The organism is Bacillus pacificus (assembly GCF_020861345.1).
Classification (GTDB): domain Bacteria; phylum Bacillota; class Bacilli; order Bacillales; family Bacillaceae_G; genus Bacillus_A; species Bacillus_A pacificus.
Genome location: NZ_CP086328.1, coordinates 2,221,502 through 2,239,687 on the forward strand (window position 1 = coordinate 2,221,502; position 18,186 = coordinate 2,239,687).

General features: G+C 35.4%; 19 protein-coding genes and 1 riboswitch. Of the genes, 14 read left to right on the forward strand and 5 right to left on the reverse strand.

Annotated features, from left to right (window positions below):
* Nucleotides 1-12: 12 nt before the first annotated feature.
* The 7 genes from pxpA to lepB all read left to right on the forward strand — a co-directional run bounded on the left by pxpA (nucleotide 13) and on the right by lepB (nucleotide 7,114).
* Nucleotides 13-774 carry a 5-oxoprolinase subunit PxpA gene (pxpA, locus tag LMD38_RS11550; RefSeq protein ID WP_062821145.1) on the forward strand — a complete coding sequence of 254 codons (762 nt, stop codon included), beginning with the start codon at nucleotides 13-15 and terminating at the stop codon, nucleotides 772-774.
* A 23-nt stretch (nucleotides 775-797) separates the two neighbouring features.
* On the forward strand, nucleotides 798-1,493 hold the full coding sequence (locus LMD38_RS11555) for a DUF969 domain-containing protein (protein WP_062821146.1): 696 nt from the start codon (nucleotides 798-800) through the stop codon (nucleotides 1,491-1,493).
* A gap of 1 nt (nucleotide 1,494) precedes the next feature.
* A complete protein-coding gene (locus LMD38_RS11560; protein ID WP_062821147.1) occupies nucleotides 1,495-2,457 on the forward strand; it encodes a DUF979 domain-containing protein in 963 nt (320 codons plus the stop codon).
* A 16-nt stretch (nucleotides 2,458-2,473) separates the two neighbouring features.
* Nucleotides 2,474-3,121 (forward strand): pyroglutamyl-peptidase I, encoded by a 648-nt coding sequence (gene pcp / locus LMD38_RS11565; protein ID WP_061182535.1) that lies wholly within the window; start codon nucleotides 2,474-2,476, stop codon nucleotides 3,119-3,121.
* A gap of 75 nt (nucleotides 3,122-3,196) precedes the next feature.
* Complete coding sequence (locus LMD38_RS11570; protein WP_061182536.1) at nucleotides 3,197-3,925, forward strand: NAD-dependent protein deacylase; 729 nt, start codon at nucleotides 3,197-3,199, stop codon at nucleotides 3,923-3,925.
* Nucleotides 3,926-4,356: 431 nt separating this feature from the next.
* Complete coding sequence (locus tag LMD38_RS11580) at nucleotides 4,357-6,510, forward strand: peptidoglycan D,D-transpeptidase FtsI family protein (RefSeq protein WP_001249214.1); 2,154 nt, start codon at nucleotides 4,357-4,359, stop codon at nucleotides 6,508-6,510.
* A gap of 82 nt (nucleotides 6,511-6,592) precedes the next feature.
* Nucleotides 6,593-7,114 (forward strand): signal peptidase I, encoded by a 522-nt coding sequence (gene lepB / locus LMD38_RS11585; RefSeq protein WP_000806882.1) that lies wholly within the window; start codon nucleotides 6,593-6,595, stop codon nucleotides 7,112-7,114.
* Between the two features lie 33 nt (nucleotides 7,115-7,147).
* Here the strand turns inward: lepB and LMD38_RS11590 are convergent, their stop codons facing one another.
* Complete coding sequence (locus tag LMD38_RS11590; RefSeq protein WP_073530858.1) at nucleotides 7,148-7,780, reverse strand: CmcI family methyltransferase; 633 nt, start codon at nucleotides 7,778-7,780, stop codon at nucleotides 7,148-7,150.
* 181 nt (nucleotides 7,781-7,961) lie between these two features.
* On the opposite strand from LMD38_RS11590, the gene LMD38_RS11595 reads away from it, so the two are divergent.
* From LMD38_RS11595 to LMD38_RS11610, 4 genes are all read left to right on the forward strand, one after another.
* Nucleotides 7,962-8,492 carry an NUDIX hydrolase gene (locus LMD38_RS11595; RefSeq protein WP_016717878.1) on the forward strand — a complete coding sequence of 177 codons (531 nt, stop codon included), beginning with the start codon at nucleotides 7,962-7,964 and terminating at the stop codon, nucleotides 8,490-8,492.
* 68 nt (nucleotides 8,493-8,560) lie between these two features.
* Nucleotides 8,561-9,688, forward strand: a complete 1,128-nt coding sequence (locus LMD38_RS11600) for a hypothetical protein (protein WP_062821149.1) — start codon at nucleotides 8,561-8,563, stop codon at nucleotides 9,686-9,688.
* A 30-nt stretch (nucleotides 9,689-9,718) separates the two neighbouring features.
* A complete protein-coding gene (locus LMD38_RS11605) occupies nucleotides 9,719-9,904 on the forward strand; it encodes an antitoxin VbhA family protein (RefSeq protein ID WP_016717876.1) in 186 nt (61 codons plus the stop codon).
* 204 nt (nucleotides 9,905-10,108) lie between these two features.
* On the forward strand, nucleotides 10,109-10,966 hold the full coding sequence (locus tag LMD38_RS11610) for a PhzF family phenazine biosynthesis protein (RefSeq protein WP_016717875.1): 858 nt from the start codon (nucleotides 10,109-10,111) through the stop codon (nucleotides 10,964-10,966).
* A 48-nt stretch (nucleotides 10,967-11,014) separates the two neighbouring features.
* On the opposite strand, the gene LMD38_RS11615 is transcribed toward LMD38_RS11610, so the two are convergent.
* Nucleotides 11,015-11,776, reverse strand: a complete 762-nt coding sequence (locus tag LMD38_RS11615) for a class I SAM-dependent methyltransferase (protein WP_062821150.1) — start codon at nucleotides 11,774-11,776, stop codon at nucleotides 11,015-11,017.
* Nucleotides 11,777-12,118: 342 nt separating this feature from the next.
* On the opposite strand from LMD38_RS11615, the gene LMD38_RS11620 reads away from it, so the two are divergent.
* Entirely contained in the window at nucleotides 12,119-12,892 is a 774-nt protein-coding gene (locus LMD38_RS11620) for a MerR family transcriptional regulator (protein WP_000710820.1), read from the forward strand.
* Nucleotides 12,893-13,125: 233 nt separating this feature from the next.
* Here LMD38_RS11620 and LMD38_RS11625 read toward each other — a convergent pair whose 3' ends face one another.
* Together LMD38_RS11625 and LMD38_RS11630 are read right to left on the reverse strand one after the other, a co-directional pair.
* The gene (locus LMD38_RS11625) at nucleotides 13,126-13,431 is read right to left on the reverse strand and encodes an iron-sulfur cluster biosynthesis family protein (protein ID WP_001026179.1); all 306 of its coding nucleotides are present in this window, start codon (nucleotides 13,429-13,431) and stop codon (nucleotides 13,126-13,128) included.
* A gap of 254 nt (nucleotides 13,432-13,685) precedes the next feature.
* Entirely contained in the window at nucleotides 13,686-15,152 is a 1,467-nt protein-coding gene (locus LMD38_RS11630) for an amino acid permease (protein ID WP_062821151.1), read from the reverse strand.
* A gap of 112 nt (nucleotides 15,153-15,264) precedes the next feature.
* Nucleotides 15,265-15,457: riboswitch (Lysine riboswitch) on the reverse strand.
* A 321-nt stretch (nucleotides 15,458-15,778) separates the two neighbouring features.
* Between LMD38_RS11630 and LMD38_RS11635 the strand changes: the two genes are divergently transcribed.
* On the forward strand, nucleotides 15,779-16,228 hold the full coding sequence (locus tag LMD38_RS11635) for a GNAT family N-acetyltransferase (protein ID WP_016717873.1): 450 nt from the start codon (nucleotides 15,779-15,781) through the stop codon (nucleotides 16,226-16,228).
* Between the two features lie 39 nt (nucleotides 16,229-16,267).
* On the opposite strand, the gene LMD38_RS11640 is transcribed toward LMD38_RS11635, so the two are convergent.
* On the reverse strand, nucleotides 16,268-17,278 hold the full coding sequence (locus LMD38_RS11640) for a sulfite exporter TauE/SafE family protein (RefSeq protein WP_029141140.1): 1,011 nt from the start codon (nucleotides 17,276-17,278) through the stop codon (nucleotides 16,268-16,270).
* A gap of 98 nt (nucleotides 17,279-17,376) precedes the next feature.
* Here LMD38_RS11640 and LMD38_RS11645 point away from each other — a divergent pair, with 98 nt between their 5' ends.
* The gene (locus LMD38_RS11645; RefSeq protein ID WP_062821152.1) at nucleotides 17,377-18,174 is read left to right on the forward strand and encodes a VOC family protein; all 798 of its coding nucleotides are present in this window, start codon (nucleotides 17,377-17,379) and stop codon (nucleotides 18,172-18,174) included.
* Nucleotides 18,175-18,186 lie beyond the last annotated feature (12 nt).

An 18,186-nucleotide genomic window follows, 5' to 3' on the forward strand; every position in this document is an offset into this window, starting at 1 on the left:
GAGGGAAACAGTGTGGCTACAATTGATTTGAATTGTGATTTAGGAGAAAGTTTTGGCGCTTATAAAATGGGGAATGATGACGAGATTCTTCCGTTCGTTTCCTCTATAAATGTTGCTTGCGGTTTTCATGCGGGTGATCCGTCCGTTATGCGTCAAACAGTTGAAAAGGCAATGCAACATAACGTTGCGATAGGGGCACACCCCGGATTTCCAGATTTAATTGGATTTGGTAGAAGGAATATGAACGTTCCAGCAAGTGAAGTATACGATTATGTTCTATATCAAATTGGTGCATTAGACGGTTTTGTAAAAGCAGCTGGCGGGAAGATGCATCATGTGAAACCACACGGTGCTCTATATAATATGGCGGCAACTAATCCGGAAATTGCAGATGGAATTGCAAAGGCAATATATCATATAAATCCAAGTCTATTACTTTACGGATTAGCAAATAGCGAGGCGTTTATACAGGCTGCAGAAAAATACAATATAACTCTCGTACAAGAAGCTTTCGCAGATCGTACGTATAAGCAAGATGGAACATTAACGAGTCGTACGGAAGAAAATGCGCTTATAAAAAATGAAGAAGAAGCGATAAAGCAAGTGCTTCAAATGGTGAAAGAAGGCTATGTAAATTCGGTGAATGGAGAGAAGGTAGCAGTTCAAGCGCAAACGATTTGTTTACACGGTGATGGAGAGAAAGCTGTACAATTTGCGAGAAGAATATACAGAACATTCGAAAATAATGAGATTTCTATATGCACACCGAAATAAAATAATGAGGGGAAGTGTTGGAATTGGTGAAATTAATCGGGATATTACTTGTTGCAGTGGGCTTTTTATTTAGATTAAATACACTATTAGTCGTTATGGTTGCAGGTATTGTTACTGGTATGGTTTCAGGATTAAGTTTTTATGATGTGATTAGCATGTTCGGTAAATTTTTCATAGAAAATAGATATATGTCTATGCCTATCATACTAACTTTACCGGTAATCGGAATTTTAGAGCGTTACGGTTTGAAAGAAAGAGCAGAAGCACTTATAACGAAATCAAAAGGTGCAACAACTGGAAGAGTATTAATGTCATATTTTACGATAAGAGAATCATCAGCAGCACTAGGGCTTAATATTGGTGGTCATGCACAAACAGTAAGACCACTCGTTGCACCGATGGCAGAAGGGGCTGCGCAAGGTAAATACGGTAAGCTCCCTGAAAAATTAAGAGAAAAGATTAAAGCAAATGCAGCGGCTGTGGAAAATACAGCTTGGTTTTTCGGAGAAGATATTTTTATCGCAACTGGTGCGATTCTATTAATGAAAGGATTCTTCGATTCAGTAGGTATGCATGTCGGAGTATGGGATATGGCGCTTTGGGGTATCCCAACTGCAATATCTGCACTTATCGTAAGCTGGATTAGATTTAGAAGGTTTGATAAATATATAGCAAAAACGATGACATCAAAAGAAAAAGAAGAGAAGGAGGCAATATAAGATGAATATCATTACAATGGATACAATTTATTACGTATTAGGTATAATCGTTGCCTTTATCGCTGTTCGTATCGCGTTTGATCGTGAGCATCCAAATCGATTTGGTTCTAGTTTATTTTGGGCATTGTTTGCCGTTACATTTTTATTCGGAAATGTAATTCCTTCGTTTTACGTTGGCTGTATCGTGCTCGCTATGGTCGTGTTAGCGTCAATGAATAAAGTAACAAAATCAGAGGAGAAAGAAGTTCCAGTACAACAACGTGTAAAACATGCGGATAAATTAAAAAATAAAATCTTTATGCCTGCACTATTAATTCCTATTTTTACAATTATCGGTACGTTAACGTTAGGGAAAATGAAATGGGGAAATGTCTCCCTTGTTGATCCAGACAAAGTAACGCTAGTAGCATTAGCACTAGGAGCATTACTTGCATTCGTTGCGGCGATGCGTATTACAAAATCGAAGATAACAACTCCTGTACAAGAAGGAAGTAGACTATTACAAGCTGTCGGCTGGGCTGTCATTTTACCACAAATGTTAGCGGCACTTGGCGGTATTTTCGCAAAATCTGGCGTTGGACAAGTCGTTTCTGATTTAGTCGGCCAAGTGTTACCGACAGAGTATCCGTTCGTTGCTGTTATGGCGTACTGTTTAGGGATGATGCTTTTCACAGTCGTAATGGGAAATGCTTTCGCAGCGTTTGCTGTTATTACTGGTGGAATTGGTTTACCTTTAATTGTACAAATGCACGGCGGAAACCCAGCGATTATGGCAGCGCTCGGTATGTTTGCTGGATATTGCGGAACGTTACTTACACCAATGGCAGCAAACTTTAATATCGTTCCTGCGATGCTATTAGAGCTAAAAGATAAAAATGCTGTTATTAAAGCGCAAGTACCAATCGCTCTTTCCATCTTTATCATAAATATGTTTATTATGTACGGTCTTGTATATCGTTTCTAATTAGGAGGGGAAAACTATGAAAACAGTATTATTAACAGGGTTCGATCCGTTTGGCGGAGAAAACATCAATCCAGCTTGGGAAGTTGCAAAAAATTTGCATGAAAAAACAATCGGAGAATACAAGATTATTAGTAAACAAGTCCCAACTGTATTTCATAAATCAATCAGCGTATTAAAAGAGTATATAGAAGAATTAGCACCGGAATTTATTATATGTATTGGACAAGCAGGGGGTAGACCAGATATTACGATAGAGCGTGTCGCAATTAATATTGATGATGCAAGAATTGCTGACAATGAAGGGAACCAGCCGGTAGATGTACCAGTCGTAGAAGAAGGACCAGCTGCTTACTGGTCTACACTTCCGATGAAAGCAATTGTAAAAAGACTTCAAGAAGAAGGCATACCAGCTTCCGTTTCACAAACAGCAGGTACATTCGTTTGTAATCACTTATTCTATGGTCTCATGCATGAACTAGAGAAGCGTGATAAGAAAATAAAAGGCGGATTTATTCATATTCCGTTTTTACCAGAGCAAGCGAGTAATTATCCAGGGCAACCGAGTATGTCACTTTCTACTATTCGTAAAGGGATAGAGTTGGCAGTTGAAGTAACGACGACAGTTGAGGTAGATATAGTGGAAATTGGGGGCTCGACGCATTAAGTAGAATGAATTGTACGACACCTCCTGTAAACAACTGGTATAATAAGTATAGCAATATACATAGAGGTGATTTTTGTGCAACAATTTGAAGAAGTACGTTCAATTTTAGAAAAGGCGAAGAAAATTACAGTATTAACAGGCGCTGGTGCAAGTACGGAAAGTGGTATCCCAGATTTTCGTTCAGCAAATGGATTGTATGCTGATGAGAATGTGGAGATGTATTTATCAAGAGGATATTATAATAGAAGTCCGAAAGAATTTTGGAAGCATTATAAAGAAATCTTTCAAATTAATACGTTTCATCAATATAAGCCAAATCGTGGCCATCGCTTTTTAGCTGAATTAGAAGAACAAGGGAAAGATATTACGATTTTAACGCAAAATATTGACGGTTTACATCAAGTAGGTGGTAGTAAACATGTTATTGATTTACATGGAACACTGCAAACTGCACATTGTCCGAAGTGTAAAACGGGGTATGATTTGCAGTATATGATAGATCATGAAGTGCCGCGCTGCGAGAAGTGTAATTTCATTTTAAATCCAGACGTTGTTTTATACGGAGATACATTGCCGCAATATCAAAATGCGATAAAACGTTTATATGAAACAGATGTGCTTATCGTTATGGGAACGTCATTAAAAGTACAACCTGTCGCTTCATTCCCGCAAATCGCAAAGAGAGAAGTAGGAGCAACAACCATCTTAGTAAATGAAGAGTTAACAGGACAAGAATATAACTTTGATTATGTTTTTCAAAATAAGATTGGTGAATTTGTTGAAGGATTGTCTTCAAGGAAATAAGTTATCGAAAAAACTGAGGTATCCACCTCAGTTTTTTATTTGAGTAATCATTATATTAAGCAATATGAAAACATGTCGATAATGTAGTAACCACATCCCTATAACTCATAAAAAAGTGTTTCGTAGGTAAAATGGCAGAGTAAGAAGTAGTATTATTTTTAACGAATACACAGTCGTCATAAAGTAAGTTAATATGTAGCTGTTGTAAAGGTTCTATTTCGTTTTAAGTATACAACCTTTCTTTTAGAATAACATTCATGTTATTCCTTAATAAGGGAATGGTAATAAATAGGGTATAAAATTAAAAAACTGAAAATTAAATCTTTTATTTCTTTTGTAATTAATATAAAATTCTATATATATCATATAAATAAATTTGATACATAATGATTTTCCGTAGAAATGTTAATAGAATGAAGCGAGGGAGCGAAATGAGACAGAAAAAGGAGCAGAAGAAACAATCGAAAAAGAAAAAGACTCATATTCCTTTTCGGTTAAATGTACTATTTTTTATCGTCTTTCTTTTATTTTCAGCTATTATAATTCAATTAGGTAAAGTACAGATCATTGATGGAGAAACGTATAGAAATGAAGTGAACAAAAAGGAAGATGTAACGGTAAGTACACCTGTTCCTAGAGGGAAAATGTTTGATCGACAAGGTCAGGTGATTGTAAATAACAAACCACTACGAACCGTTACATATACAAAAATGAAAGGAGTAGACTCGAAAGAAGTTTTACAAGTAGCAAGACAATTAGCACAGTTAATTGAAATGTCGCCAGAGGATATAGACAAGTTAACAGAAACAGACAAAAAGGATTTTTGGATGCAGTTAAATGAAAAGCGGGCAGCAGAAAAAGTAACGAAAGAAGATGAGAGTAAATTTAGGAAGCAGGAGATAGAAGGGAAAGAATTAGATAAAAAAGTTGAAGAGTTACGTAGGGAAAGAATTACACAAGAAGAATTAAGCGAACTTTCAAAAGAGGATCTAGAAGTATTAGCAATTAAAAGCAAAATGAATGCGGGATATAAAATGACGCCGCAAATCGTTAAAAAAGATGTAAGTCAAAATGAATATGCAGTCGTAAGTGAAAGATTGGCAAGCTTGCCTGGAGTAGATACGACAGTAGACTGGGAACGTGAATACCCAAATGATAAAATACTTCGTTCTATCCTTGGTAGCGTTTCTACTGAAAATGAAGGATTGCCAAGAGAACAATTAGATTATTACTTAGTACGTGATTATAACAGAAATGATCGTATTGGTAAGAGTTACATTGAAAAACAATATGAAGATGCACTCCATGGAACGAAAGAACAGACTAGAAGTATTACAGATAAAACAGGAAATGTGATTCGAAATGAAAAAGTAACCGAAGGAAAAAGTGGAAATAATTTAATGTTAACAGTAGATATGGAGTTACAGAAAAAAGTAGAGCAAAGTCTTGAAAAGAATTTACGAGCATTTCATTCTGCAGAGCCGATGATGGATCGTGCATTCGTTGTAATGATGAACCCGAAAAACGGTCAAATTTTATCGATGGCAGGAAAGAAAATTGTAAATAAAGATGGCGGGATGCAAATAGAAGACTACGCTTTAGGAACGATGACAAGTTCGTATGAGTTAGGGTCAACTGTGAAAGGGGCTACATTATTAGCCGGTTATCAAACTGACACAATTAAGCCATATACGCATTTCTTTGATGCACCAATGTATTTTAAAGGAAGCTCCAAGCCGAAGAAATCGTGGAAAGAATTTGGTGATATTGATGATTTAAGAGCTTTACAAGTTTCATCAAACGTTTATATGTTTAACACGGCTTTAAAAATGGCAGGTATAAATTATGTGCCAAACAATCCATTAGACATTAAACAAGAGACATTTAATAAAATGCGTTACTATTTTAGACAGTTTGGCTTAGGTGTACCGACTGGTATTGATTTGCCGAATGAATCGATTGGTCAAATGGGTAGAACAGATAACATACCTGGTTTTTTACTCGATTATGCGATTGGACAATACGATACATATACGCCGCTGCAGCTTGCTCAATATATTTCAACAATTGCAAACGGTGGTTACCGAATGAAACCGCAAATTGTGCAAGAAGTGAGAGAGCAACCACATAGACCAGAGGATGTTGGAAAAGTTATTCGGTCTATTGAGCCAGTTATTTTAAATCGAGTGGATATGAACACCTCATACATTAATCATGTAAAAGAAGGATTTAGAAGAGTTTTTCAAGAGAATGATGGAACTGGTACTGCAACGTTTAAAGGATTACCATATAAACCAGCTGGAAAAACGGGAACAGCTGAAACCGTGTATGGTGGAGAAAGTGAAATTGGAAGAGATGAAAACAATAATAGAAAAAAATGTTATAATTTAACTCTTGCCGGTTATGCACCATATGATGCTGATCCAGAAGTAGCTTTTTCAGTTGTTGTACCATGGGTAAATGATGACAAATCAGGAATTAATTCCGCGATTGGTAAAGAGATTTTGGATGCGTATTTTGAATTGAAAACGAAAAGATCGGGTGGAAATCCAGTCCCAGTAGAGCAGCCGAACAAGGCCCAGTAAAAATAATATCACTGCATTGAGACTTATGGTGCAGTGATATATTTTTTGATTTAAAAAGTGTTTGAATAAGGTGGGAATGGATATGAAACAGGAGATTAAGAGAGGTTGGGGGAAATACATACTCTTCGTGTTTGTTTTGGTCGTAGCCTATCATTCTTTTACTTTATGTAAAGTGGAAGGGAAATCGATGCAACCGACTTTATATGAAGAAGACTACGTATTTGTAAATAAAGCAGCGGTACACTTTTCCGATTTAGAGCATGGAGAAATTGTCATTATAAAGGAAGAGGATGAATCAAAATATTATGTGAAACGAGTAATAGGACTTCCTGGTGACGTAATTAACATAACGAATGGATCTGTATATGTGAATGATAAAAAACAAGAAGAACCGTATACAAATAAAGATTTGTTTAATAATACGCAAGTGTTTTATAACTTTCAAAAGACAAAAATCCCGCCAAATAAGTTATTTGTAATGGGCGATAATCGTGAAATTAGTAGAGATAGTCGAAACGGCTTAGGATATATTGAAGAAGATAATATAATAGGAAAAGTGGAATTTGTATATTATCCTTTTTCAAAAATGAAGATCATAGAATAAGTGGGGGTTTACAAAACCCCACTTATTAACGTTTCACTTTATCTTCTTTAAAAAACCTTTTGGGTTAAAGGATATGAAAAACTTATGCTTAGATTCATCGATTATGAAATTGTTATTTTTAGCTAAAAACTCTTCAACTGCTTCCATTGGACCAGGTCCCCAATCGGGAGAAACAGGATTTCCATTAATAGATGTATCTTCTACGATAATATAACTGCCTGTAGTAACGATAGATTTATAAAGCAACAATTCTTTTGCTACATGCTCTTTACTATGATCAGAATCTAAAATAACTAAAATTACATCATTAGGTTTGCGCATACTTAATATTGTTTGCACAGCGGTTACTGAAACAGAGGAAGCTGTTAAATACGTAATGCGATCATGGGATGGACGATTTGGTTGTGGAAATATATCGATAGTAAGAACGTGACCTTTTCCAATTAAATCTAATATAGAAGCTAAATATAGTGCACTACCACCATAACAAGTGCCACATTCAATAATTAAGTCGGGTTTTAATTCGTAAATCATTTCTTGATACAAAAATAGATCAGAAGGAAGTTTGAGAATGGGGACTCCAAGCCAATGTGTATCATATAACCAGACTCGACTATCGTAAAATTGTTTTAAAAATTCGCTGCTTATGTTATCGATTTTGAACACTCCTTTCTGAAACGAAAGTTGTACAATATATTATGTGAAATATAATTGTAAGGAGAATGTTTTTTAATAAAAATGAGAAAAATACCTCATTAAAAACCAATTGTTTGTATAATAAAAAACTTTTTGCAGGAAGTTACAGTTTAAATCTGTAAATGAGGGGAAAAGGAAAGGAGATGAACGTATGTATAAGTACACAATTTGTTTCATTAAAAAGGGAAAGAAAATACTCTTATTGAATAGAAACAAAAAGCCGAATATGGGAATGTGGAATGGTGTTGGTGGAAAAATTGAAGACAATGAAACGCCATATGAAGGGATAATTAGAGAAACGCTTGAGGAAACAGGTATAGATCTTCTAAGTGTAACGTATAAAGGGAATGTAGTTTTTAAAAGCAAGGACGAGCCTCAGGGGCGTGAAGGAATGTACGTATTCCTTGCTGACCTGCCAGATGGAGTACATATGGACACACCAGTAAGTACGGCGGAAGGATTATTAGAATGGAAAGAAATTGATTGGATATTAAATAAGGATAATAGAGGTGTAGTTAGCAATTTACCAAAATACTTACCGATAGTATTAACAGAAGAAAATAAGTTAGAGCATATATTCACATATGATAACCGGAATATTATTCATTACACAACTTCATTTTTGACAGAAGATGATGTAAACAAACAGTATATAAAAAGATCACTTTCATACTCTAATTGATAAAATATTTTAAAGAGCAATCAGTATTTTTATGCTGATTGCTTTCATTATATATGTGAGGTGATGATATGTTCCAGAAATACAATTCATTGGCCATAATCGTTATATGTACGATGTTCCTTTTTGTAGCTTGTTCTAAAAGTGATACAGAACTTAAAAACATTCAAAAAGTAGATTACCTCGTATCCTATTCAAATGCAATGAAAGCCGGTGGTTACATATATGCATATGATAAGAAAGGAAATGAGATTAGTAAAATAGAAGTGGATGGCCAAAGTATAATGAGTAATGCAAAAGATGGGGAGGGGTACTACTTCTCATCAAATAGAAATAACAATCATTATGCAATTGATAAGACTGGTAAGATGCAAGAAATCAGTAGACCGAAACAATTACAAGATGTAAACGCAGGGGCATATTTCATCCATGCAGAGCAAGGATATGTATATTATGATGTGAATATTGGGCTGGTAGACGAAAAGAAAGGATATACAAGTGAACTTGTATATTGGAAAGATAGTGACAAAAGACAAGAAAGTGTAGAACTAAAGGGAACGATTCAAGGTGCGCATATTATTGAGAGTCATATATACGCCTTTTCACAAACGCTAGACAAAGTATATATTTCAGAAATAGATTTGATCACAAATAAAAAAACAAACGAATTTGAAATTCCTAATGAAAATGTGTATTTTGCACCAACTGCTCAAAAAATAATTTTTCAAAAGTATAAAGATAAATTATTATTCGTACTAAGTGATAATGTAAATCAAAAGTTACCACCTAAATTAATTATGGTAAATAGGAAGACTAGAGTAGTAGAAAAAGAAACGATATTAGACGAAAAACAATTCATACCTGTTCTATTGCAGGTGATTGATAATAAGGTGTATGTTTTAAATAATGATGAGAAAATGAAAGAGTTAGATGAGAACTTGAACATCATACGTACATATTCATTACAAAGTGACAAAAATACAAAAATCAATAGAGAGGACAAAGGGATTTCTGATATACAGGTACATGGTAATAAGGTGTATATCTTATACAAAGATATGAATCCAAAGAGTAAAACGAAACAATTGATAGCTGAAATTGAAGGGTATGATTTGTTAACAGGAGTAAGTATTGAAAAGACTACTTTACAATTAGAGAGGAAATGGGATGATATTACCTTTCTTGTATTAAAAGAGTAAAAAAATGATTTGAAGGGGGTAACTCAAATTATGACATTTAAAAACGAGGAAGAACTAAATAAAGCTTTCGAGGCGGCCAAAGCGAGTCTAGAAATAGAAGGTATGACTGTTACAAAGGAAATGGAAAAAATTATAAAAGAAAAGGTATCCGGAAAGATAACGCAAGAGCAACTTATTACATTAGCTGATGTGATTGCAAGACGTGGACGTACTTAACAATCTAGAAACCACCACAAAATTTTTAAAAATAAACGGGGAAAAAGAGATGGTAGACCCATCTCTCAGGCTGTAGACAAACATTTTTGGAGAGTTTAGATGCTAAAAAATAGTTTGTCTTTTGCTTTATGGAGAATTTATCCAACAATATATATATGTAGTACGTTCTATGCTACAATTTACTATAAGGGAGGAAGGTGTCTTATGAAAATATCCGTTTATGTTGCAAGTGCATTTAGCAAGGATCATAAAGGTGGAAATAAAGCAGGAGTGGTATTTATGGAGAATATATTGACCACTACTCAAAAAATGGCAATAGCCAAACAACTGGGCTATGCGGAAACCGCATTTATATCAGAATCTGAAATTGCGGATTATAAAATTGAGTATTTTACACCAAAAGAGGAAGTTGATTTATGTGGGCATGCCACAATTGGCTCTTTCGCGATACTGATGCATGTAAATAAACTTTTTAAGAATCGCTATACGATTGAAACGAACAGCGGTGTTCTTACTATTACTATAAAAGATGACATCATATTCATGGAACAAAACGAACCGATATTCTATGATGTTATATCTCCAAACGAGTTCATTGACTGTTTTGATAGTAAAGCTATAGACAATACATACCCAATTCAAATTGTCTCCACGGGCTTAAAAGATATTTTAATTCCTATAAAAAGCGAAACACAATTACATACATTGCAACCTAATTTTGAAAAAATTAAAGAAATCAGCAAGTATTATAATGTTGTCGGGATGCACCTATATACTTTTAATGACAATCGAATCATATGCAGAAACTTTGCTCCACTATATGATATCAATGAAGAAGCAGCCACTGGAACTTCAAACAGTGCATTAGCTTGCTACCTTTATGAACAGCACTACTTACAAAAAGAAGTCTATGTATTTGAACAAGGTTATTCTTTACACTCGCCTTCTGAAATATTAGTTAAATTAGCAACGGATAGCAAGAATAAAATAGAAAAGGTTTATGTTGGTGGCAAAGGCTATTACTGTGAAACGAAGTATTTAACTGTAGAAAATATTGAGTGAAAATAAAAAAGAGATGGTAGATCCATCTCTTTTTCATATGCTCCATGATTAACTGCGAATCGCCTTAATCAGAAAACGATGTTGCGTCACATCAAAATACCCTTTTTGTAAGATGACTTTATGTATACGATATATTTCCTCATAATACCTTTCGACAGTAAAATCAGGAATTTGCCACGGAATCGCTTTTAAATAATAGAGGATAGCGCCAACATCATAAAAGCGTTGGAAAGGGAATGCTTCTTTTGCTTCTAAGATAGTAAATCCATTTTCCTGTAGTTCATTACATGCCGCTTCAAGAGACCAACTTGCAAATTCGTTATTTAGCGGTGCGTTAAACTGCTCATTTAGTTCCGCGCAATCGAGACCACCGACTTGTTGTGTAAGAAATGTTCCATTAGGAGAAAGTATTCTATTTACCTCAGAAGCAGAATAGGATTCATGTTGATTCATAATGAAATCAAACTGCCCATCTTGAAATGGTAATGCAGTATCATCAATTACTGCCACAACTGTAACCCCTAAAGGCTCTAATTTCTTCCGAGCAATTGGCAAGTTTGGAGCATAACCCTCAGTCGCATAAATAGTTGGCGGGAATGGTTGTAACATAGATAAAAACTCTCCGCCACCAGTACCCATATCGAGCATTGATTTAGCACGCTGCATAAGCTGATAAGCAGTGCTACCATACGACCATGATAAAGGCTCGCTCTTCATTCGGCCCGTTTCTGAAATGAAAGAAAAATCCCAACCGCTAAAATGTGTATTAGCACTTTCTAATAAAGTTAAAAATAATGGATCACGTTTCATAATTGTATCCTCCTATTTTGTAAGTAAATGATATGGTGAGAAAAGAAAAAAGGAGGACCTCTTATGAAAGGGGAACGGTTTTACGTTTCGTGCTCGAATAGATTCATATACATTCGCTCCTTGTGAGAATGATAATTTATATATTCGGGATAAGTAAGTGAAAGTCCTTTGAATTTGTGAGGGAAGGTTATGCTTTTCAATAATTGGGCCATTAAATGAAATAGTGCAATACGTATTGATTACATGCATTTTAACGTTTTTGAATTTTCTTGAATTATCCTCTTGAACCTCTAGTTACTTTAGGTTTTATAATGAATTTATAATTTTAATAGGGGGATTTAGATGAAAAAGGATAAAAAGTTTTCTATAGGAGAATTCTCAGAAAAAACGGGAATACCAATTCCTACTTTGCATTATTATGATGGAATCGGGTTATTACAACCTGAAAAGAATCCTTCTTCAGGGCACCGCATTTATAAGTATCAAGATATTATAACCTTACAAAAAATTATAAGTTTAAAATTTCTAGGCTATAGTCTAGATAAAGTCGCTAATTTGTTACACGAATCAAGTTTTGGTGTTGATTTGAATGAAAGTTTGTCTCTCCATTTGCAAGTGTTAGAAAGAGAAAAAGAACAAATTGGGCAATCAATACAAGCAATTAAAAGAGTAATGAAGTTAGTCGAAGCGGAAGAAGAGGTAGATAGTAGGGTATTATTTAGTCTTATTTACGGTATGAATACAGAACATACACATAAAGAATGGATGGAACGTCATGAGTTAACGGATATCGTGGAAGAATTATCAAAGAAACGAGAAGAAGATAAAATTGCTTTGGATAAAACGTTTATTCAATTGTCTAAAAAGGTTAAACAATTATATGGTAAACCAGTCGAGGACTTGAAAGTACAAGAGATGGTAAAGGAATATATAGAAGAGTCTTTTTCATTTCTTAGTGAAGATTTGATACAAAAGTTAGCTAATACTAGTGTGGGAGAACTGGATATGCAAGAACTTGAAAATATGATACCTTCGCCTTTCGCAGAAGATGAACAAAAATGGCTTAATGAAGCGATGGAATATTATATGAAGCAAGTAGAAATGGAAGAGGGATAGATTTTATGAATGTTTAGCTTCATCGAAATAATGCTGTAGACCTTTCATTGAATAAGGGTAGAATTGCGTTTATTATTGGTTCATTCAAAAGAAAGAACCGCTTATACTTCATTTTTGAAGCATAAGCGGTTTTGTTTAAAATACTCAAAAACAAAAATCCTTTGGTAAAGTATCATTTTTTATTACCGTTCTCAACTCGTTTTTTTACCCCGGCGGTCAAATAAAAACAATCTTTATTTTTTAATCGACAACCCATAAACTAACGTCTCACTCGGAGTCGTAATACTAAAACCTGTTGTTTTATAATCAAGCTTCACCGTATCACCAGTGTAGTCTTTCGTGAATGAATCCATTTGTACAATAAAGTCAGCATCTTCATATACAACATCATCTGCAACATATGTATCCCAAATTAAATCGACATCAACGAATATACTACAAGAGTTTGTCATTGTCCCTCTAATGCGAATGATCTTTTTGTCTTCCCGTTCTAATCTATGTATAGCTGCTTTTGCTTCATCAGTAATGCGAATGTTCATGATATCCCAACCTTTATTTATATTTCCTTTATTATTGCAAAAACAGAAGAAATAGGGAAGTAAATAAAAAACGAGCAAACAAATTTGTTTGCTCGTTTCACTTTATCCGACTTTAATGGGCAGTAAGACCCCCACCTCAAAATGCAGCGAAAGAAAAGAAATTAGGTGGGGGATCAACTGCCCATAAAAGTCCGATTGGTTCAACTAATAATCCGTGGGGGATGAAGAAAACCCCCACGGATTAAAGTTTCACTTTATTTCAGTTCACATTTATCAAGCGGAATCACTTTCGTTTTTTTCGTAAATTTATATCCTAACCATAGTACTAAGAAGAGTGGTAAACCGATGTAAGAAACGAGTACGCCGTTCCAATCGATTGATTCGCCCATAAATGCGCCGTAGTTTTGTCCTAAAATTACGATAATACAAAGCGTAAATGCGAAGAGTGGACCGAATGGGAACCATTTTGCTCTATAAGGTAAGTCTTTTAAATCTTTTCCTTGTGCGATATATGCTTTACGGAAACGGTAATGACTAATTGCAATGCCGACCCATGCGATAAAGCCAGACATTCCAGATGCGTTTAATAACCAAATGTATACAACACCATCACCGAATAAAGAAGCAATGAAAGCGATACTACCGACAATTGTTGTTACGATTAATGCGTTAACAGGTACGCCGCGGCTATCTAATTTACTAAGAAACTTTGGTGCTTTCCCTTGGCGAGCTAAATCCCAAAGCATACGAGTTGATGCATACATACCAGAGTTACCAGCAGATAGTACTGCTGTTAAAATAACAGCATTCATAACAGAAGCAGCGAAGGCAACGCCCGCTTTTTCAAAAATAAGTGTAAATGGACTTACTGTTACATCACTTGCAGCAAGGCTTTCAGTTGTATAAGGAATTAATAAACCGATAACGAGAATCGCAAGGATATAGAATAAGAGAATACGCCAAAAGATCGAACGAATTGCTTTCGGAATATTGCGTTCTGGATCAGAAGTTTCACCAGCAGCTACACCTAATAATTCTGTTCCTTGGAATGAGAAACCAGCTGCCATAAATACACCAATAATTGCCATGATACCACCGTTAAATGGTGCATCTGCAACAGTGAAGTTTTTGAAGCCAACAGTTTCGCCGCCCATAATTCCGAAAATCATCATGAAACCGACAATTAAAAAGATAATAATAGTAACGACTTTAATAAGTGCGAACCAATATTCAGATTCACCAAATCCTTTAACAGATAAGTAGTTTAAAAGGAAAATAATAGCTAAACATAATCCGCTCCAAATAAGAGAAGGGGTATTTGGGAACCAAAATTTCATAATTAATGTTACAGCCGCTAGTTCAGCAGCGATAGTAATTGCCCAGTTATACCAATAGTTCCATCCAAGTGCAAAGCCAAGTGATGGATCAACAAATTTTGTTGCGTACGTGCTAAAAGATCCAGTAACAGGCATGTAAGCTGCTAGTTCAGCTAAGCTTGTCATTAAAAAGTAAACCATAATTCCAATTGCGGCGTATGCAATTAATGCGCCACCAGGCCCAGCTGAATGGATGACACCACCGCTGGCAAGAAATAGTCCGGTACCAATTGTACCGCCGAGAGAAATCATCGTAAGGTGCCTTGATTTTAGACCGCGTCTTAATTCACCTTTTCCTTTTGTAGTTTCTGTTTTAGAGGTAGCTTGATTCGTTGCGCTATTCATGTTCAACACTCCTTTTCTTGTAAGATAGGAAGGAGCGGGGAAGAAAAATACAAAAAACCGCCAAAGGAATTTGGCGGAACGTTTCACAAATAACCACCCCATCATACCCTTCCGTTAAGATAGCACCCCACGTTTACACGGTAATTTTGTAAACGTGACAGTTCTGTTCCTTTCGGAGACAGCCCCAGCTCATATTTCCAGAGAAGAAATATAAACTTCGGCAACTTTTCCTTTCAAACGGAGTCTAAGACATTCTCTGTGTCTCGTCCGTTTTACTATTAAAAGTCGCAACCTCTACCTCATCGGATTGATGAGGATTTATATATTGCTAAGATTTTTAATATATGGCAATTGTAATGAGTTTCTGAATATATTGCAAGATATTTTGTTAGGAAAAGTCAAAAAATATCGGTTATTGTATAGGAAACGCTTGCAAAACTCCACCCGAACCTACTATTATGTAACAATAAGCAAAGAAAAAATTGTTATACAAATGTTTCGCAAAAAATATTGAAAAACCCTTCAAAAATTAAAAGAAAATTCAGAAAATATAATTCGACATTTATAATAAAGTCATATTTTTTGTTATAATTAGAGTAACGTTTAAGTGAAAAGGGGAAATCAAAATGAAATTAGAAACAGAAAGGCTCTATATAGTGCCTTGTACAGAGGAGAGTATACACGTTGCTAACGAGCAAGGATATAATAGTGGTCCGCATATTGTAGGGCATGTAGAAAGTGTAAAACAGGATAAGGATTTATTACCTTGGGGCGCCTGGTATGTCATTCGAAAAGAAGATGACATCGTTCTAGGCGATATAGGGTTTAAAGGGAAACCAAATGAGGAACATACAGTAGAAGTTGGTTACGGTTTTATTGAGAAATATTGGAATAAAGGGTATGCGACAGAAGCTGTAAGAGAACTAATAAATTGGGCTTTTCAAACTGGAGAGGTAGAAATGATTATTGCGGAGACACTTCTGGAAAACGAAAGCTCCATTCGTGTATTAGAGAAATTACATATGAAGAGAATAGGTACTACAGAAACAATGATGAATTGGAAAATAGAAAAATAAAAAATACCGCTCGAAGTATATCGGGCGGTATTTTTATTGTTATGGAAGCATTTGTTTTTGATCATTCGGATATCCAGTTGTCGGTGTGTTAGAACGATTGGAATGATTGCGAACAGCAATGAAAATAGAAATAATAACGACAAGACCAATTGCCACGTAAGAAAGTGAAATAATAGTTGGATCCACTTTAAATGTAGTAAGTAGTGTACGAATGTTTGTAAAGATAATAAGGCCACCAACTAATACGCCAAGTAAATGAGAAGGAACGATGCGCACTAACCATGCAGCGATTGGAGCTGCGACAATACCGCCAAGCATTAACGAAAATACCCAAACCCAACTTACTTGTTCCCAGCCGAGTGAGATGAAGAAACCAATTGTTGCAGCGAGTGAGACAGGAAACTCACTCGTATCTACAGATCCGATAACTTTTCTAGCTTCATTTCCTCTTGCTAAAAGTACAGGTGTCGTAATCGGCCCCCAGCCACCACCACCAGTTGAATCAACGAATCCAGCAAATAAGCCAAGTGGAACAAGTTGTTTAGCCGACATACGTTTATTTGAAGTAATAACTTGTTTTTGAATAATGAATCGTAATAAAATATAAACCCCTAAAGTAAATAAAAATACAGAAATGTACGGTTTAATGACATCCCCAGGTAAATTGCTTAAAAAACATGCCCCCACAAATGCGCCAATTGCTCCTGGTAATGTAAGCCTCGAAACGGTATATTTATCAACATTTCCAAATTTGATGTGAGATGCACCAGAAGCTGCGGTTGTAACGACTTCAGCTAAATGAACAGAAGCGGAAGCGACAGCCGGTGCGATACCAAACATTAGTAAAAGTGAGGTAGACGTTACCCCGTACGCCATTCCAAGCGCTCCATCGATTAATTGAGCGAAAAATCCAATAATAGCAAATACAATTAATTTCTGCATAAATAATCCCCCTGTAATAGTAAATGAAAAAGGCACTTTTCCCGTATGAGAAAAGTGCCTTTGGTTTTTCCAATCAGCAATAATTAAATTTGTTTCATTATAATACATATTAATCGTATAAATCAACTAGGCTTTAAAGTTTTTTAAATTGAATGAAATAAAAATAAAATATACAATAAAAGGATGGAGAGAAAGGGGAGAAAGACATGTTACGATTTGATCATCTCGTTCACGCAGTACATTGTACACCGGAGGAAGCGGCAAAACAAATGCAGGAGCGTGGATTTCATACTGTACTAGGCGGAGAGCATACAAATTGGGGTACTTGGAATAGTTTATGTTATTTTGATTTATCATATATAGAATTTTTGGCAGTTCAGCATGAAGAAAAAGCGAAGAAAGCAGACAATCCATTAGTACAAGAAACGGTAGTGAAATTACAAGATGGAGAAGGAATGTTACAAATCGCAATTCGAACAGATGCAATTGAAGAACTAGCAGTTAAGTTTAATAAACATGGATTACATACGATAGGACCATTTGAAGGGAAACGAATGAGAAAAGATGGTCGCCTTTTAGAGTGGAAAATGTTATTTGTAAAGCAAGAAGAGAACGGACCGAAATTGCCTTTCTTTATACAGTGGAATGAAACGGATGAAGAAAGAAGAAACGATTTACGTAACATTGGCACAATCACGGAACATAAAAACAAAGTGCAACAAATTGAAACGATTCATTACGCAGTGAAAAATGTTCGAGAAACTGTGCGAAAATGGGAAGAAGTAATGGGACTAACTGCAAGCCAAATCGTTAAAAATGAAGAATGGAATGTGGAATGTCAAAGTGTATCGCTTGGCGACATTCAAGTGCAGTTTTGTGAACCAATTGGAGAAGGGCTAGTACTAGAACGATTGAATCATCATGGCGAATATCCATTTGCAGTAGAGTTTAAAGGGGAAAATAAACGAGGGCATGAAGTGTTAGGTAGTTTGTACATATATTGATAGAGGTGAACG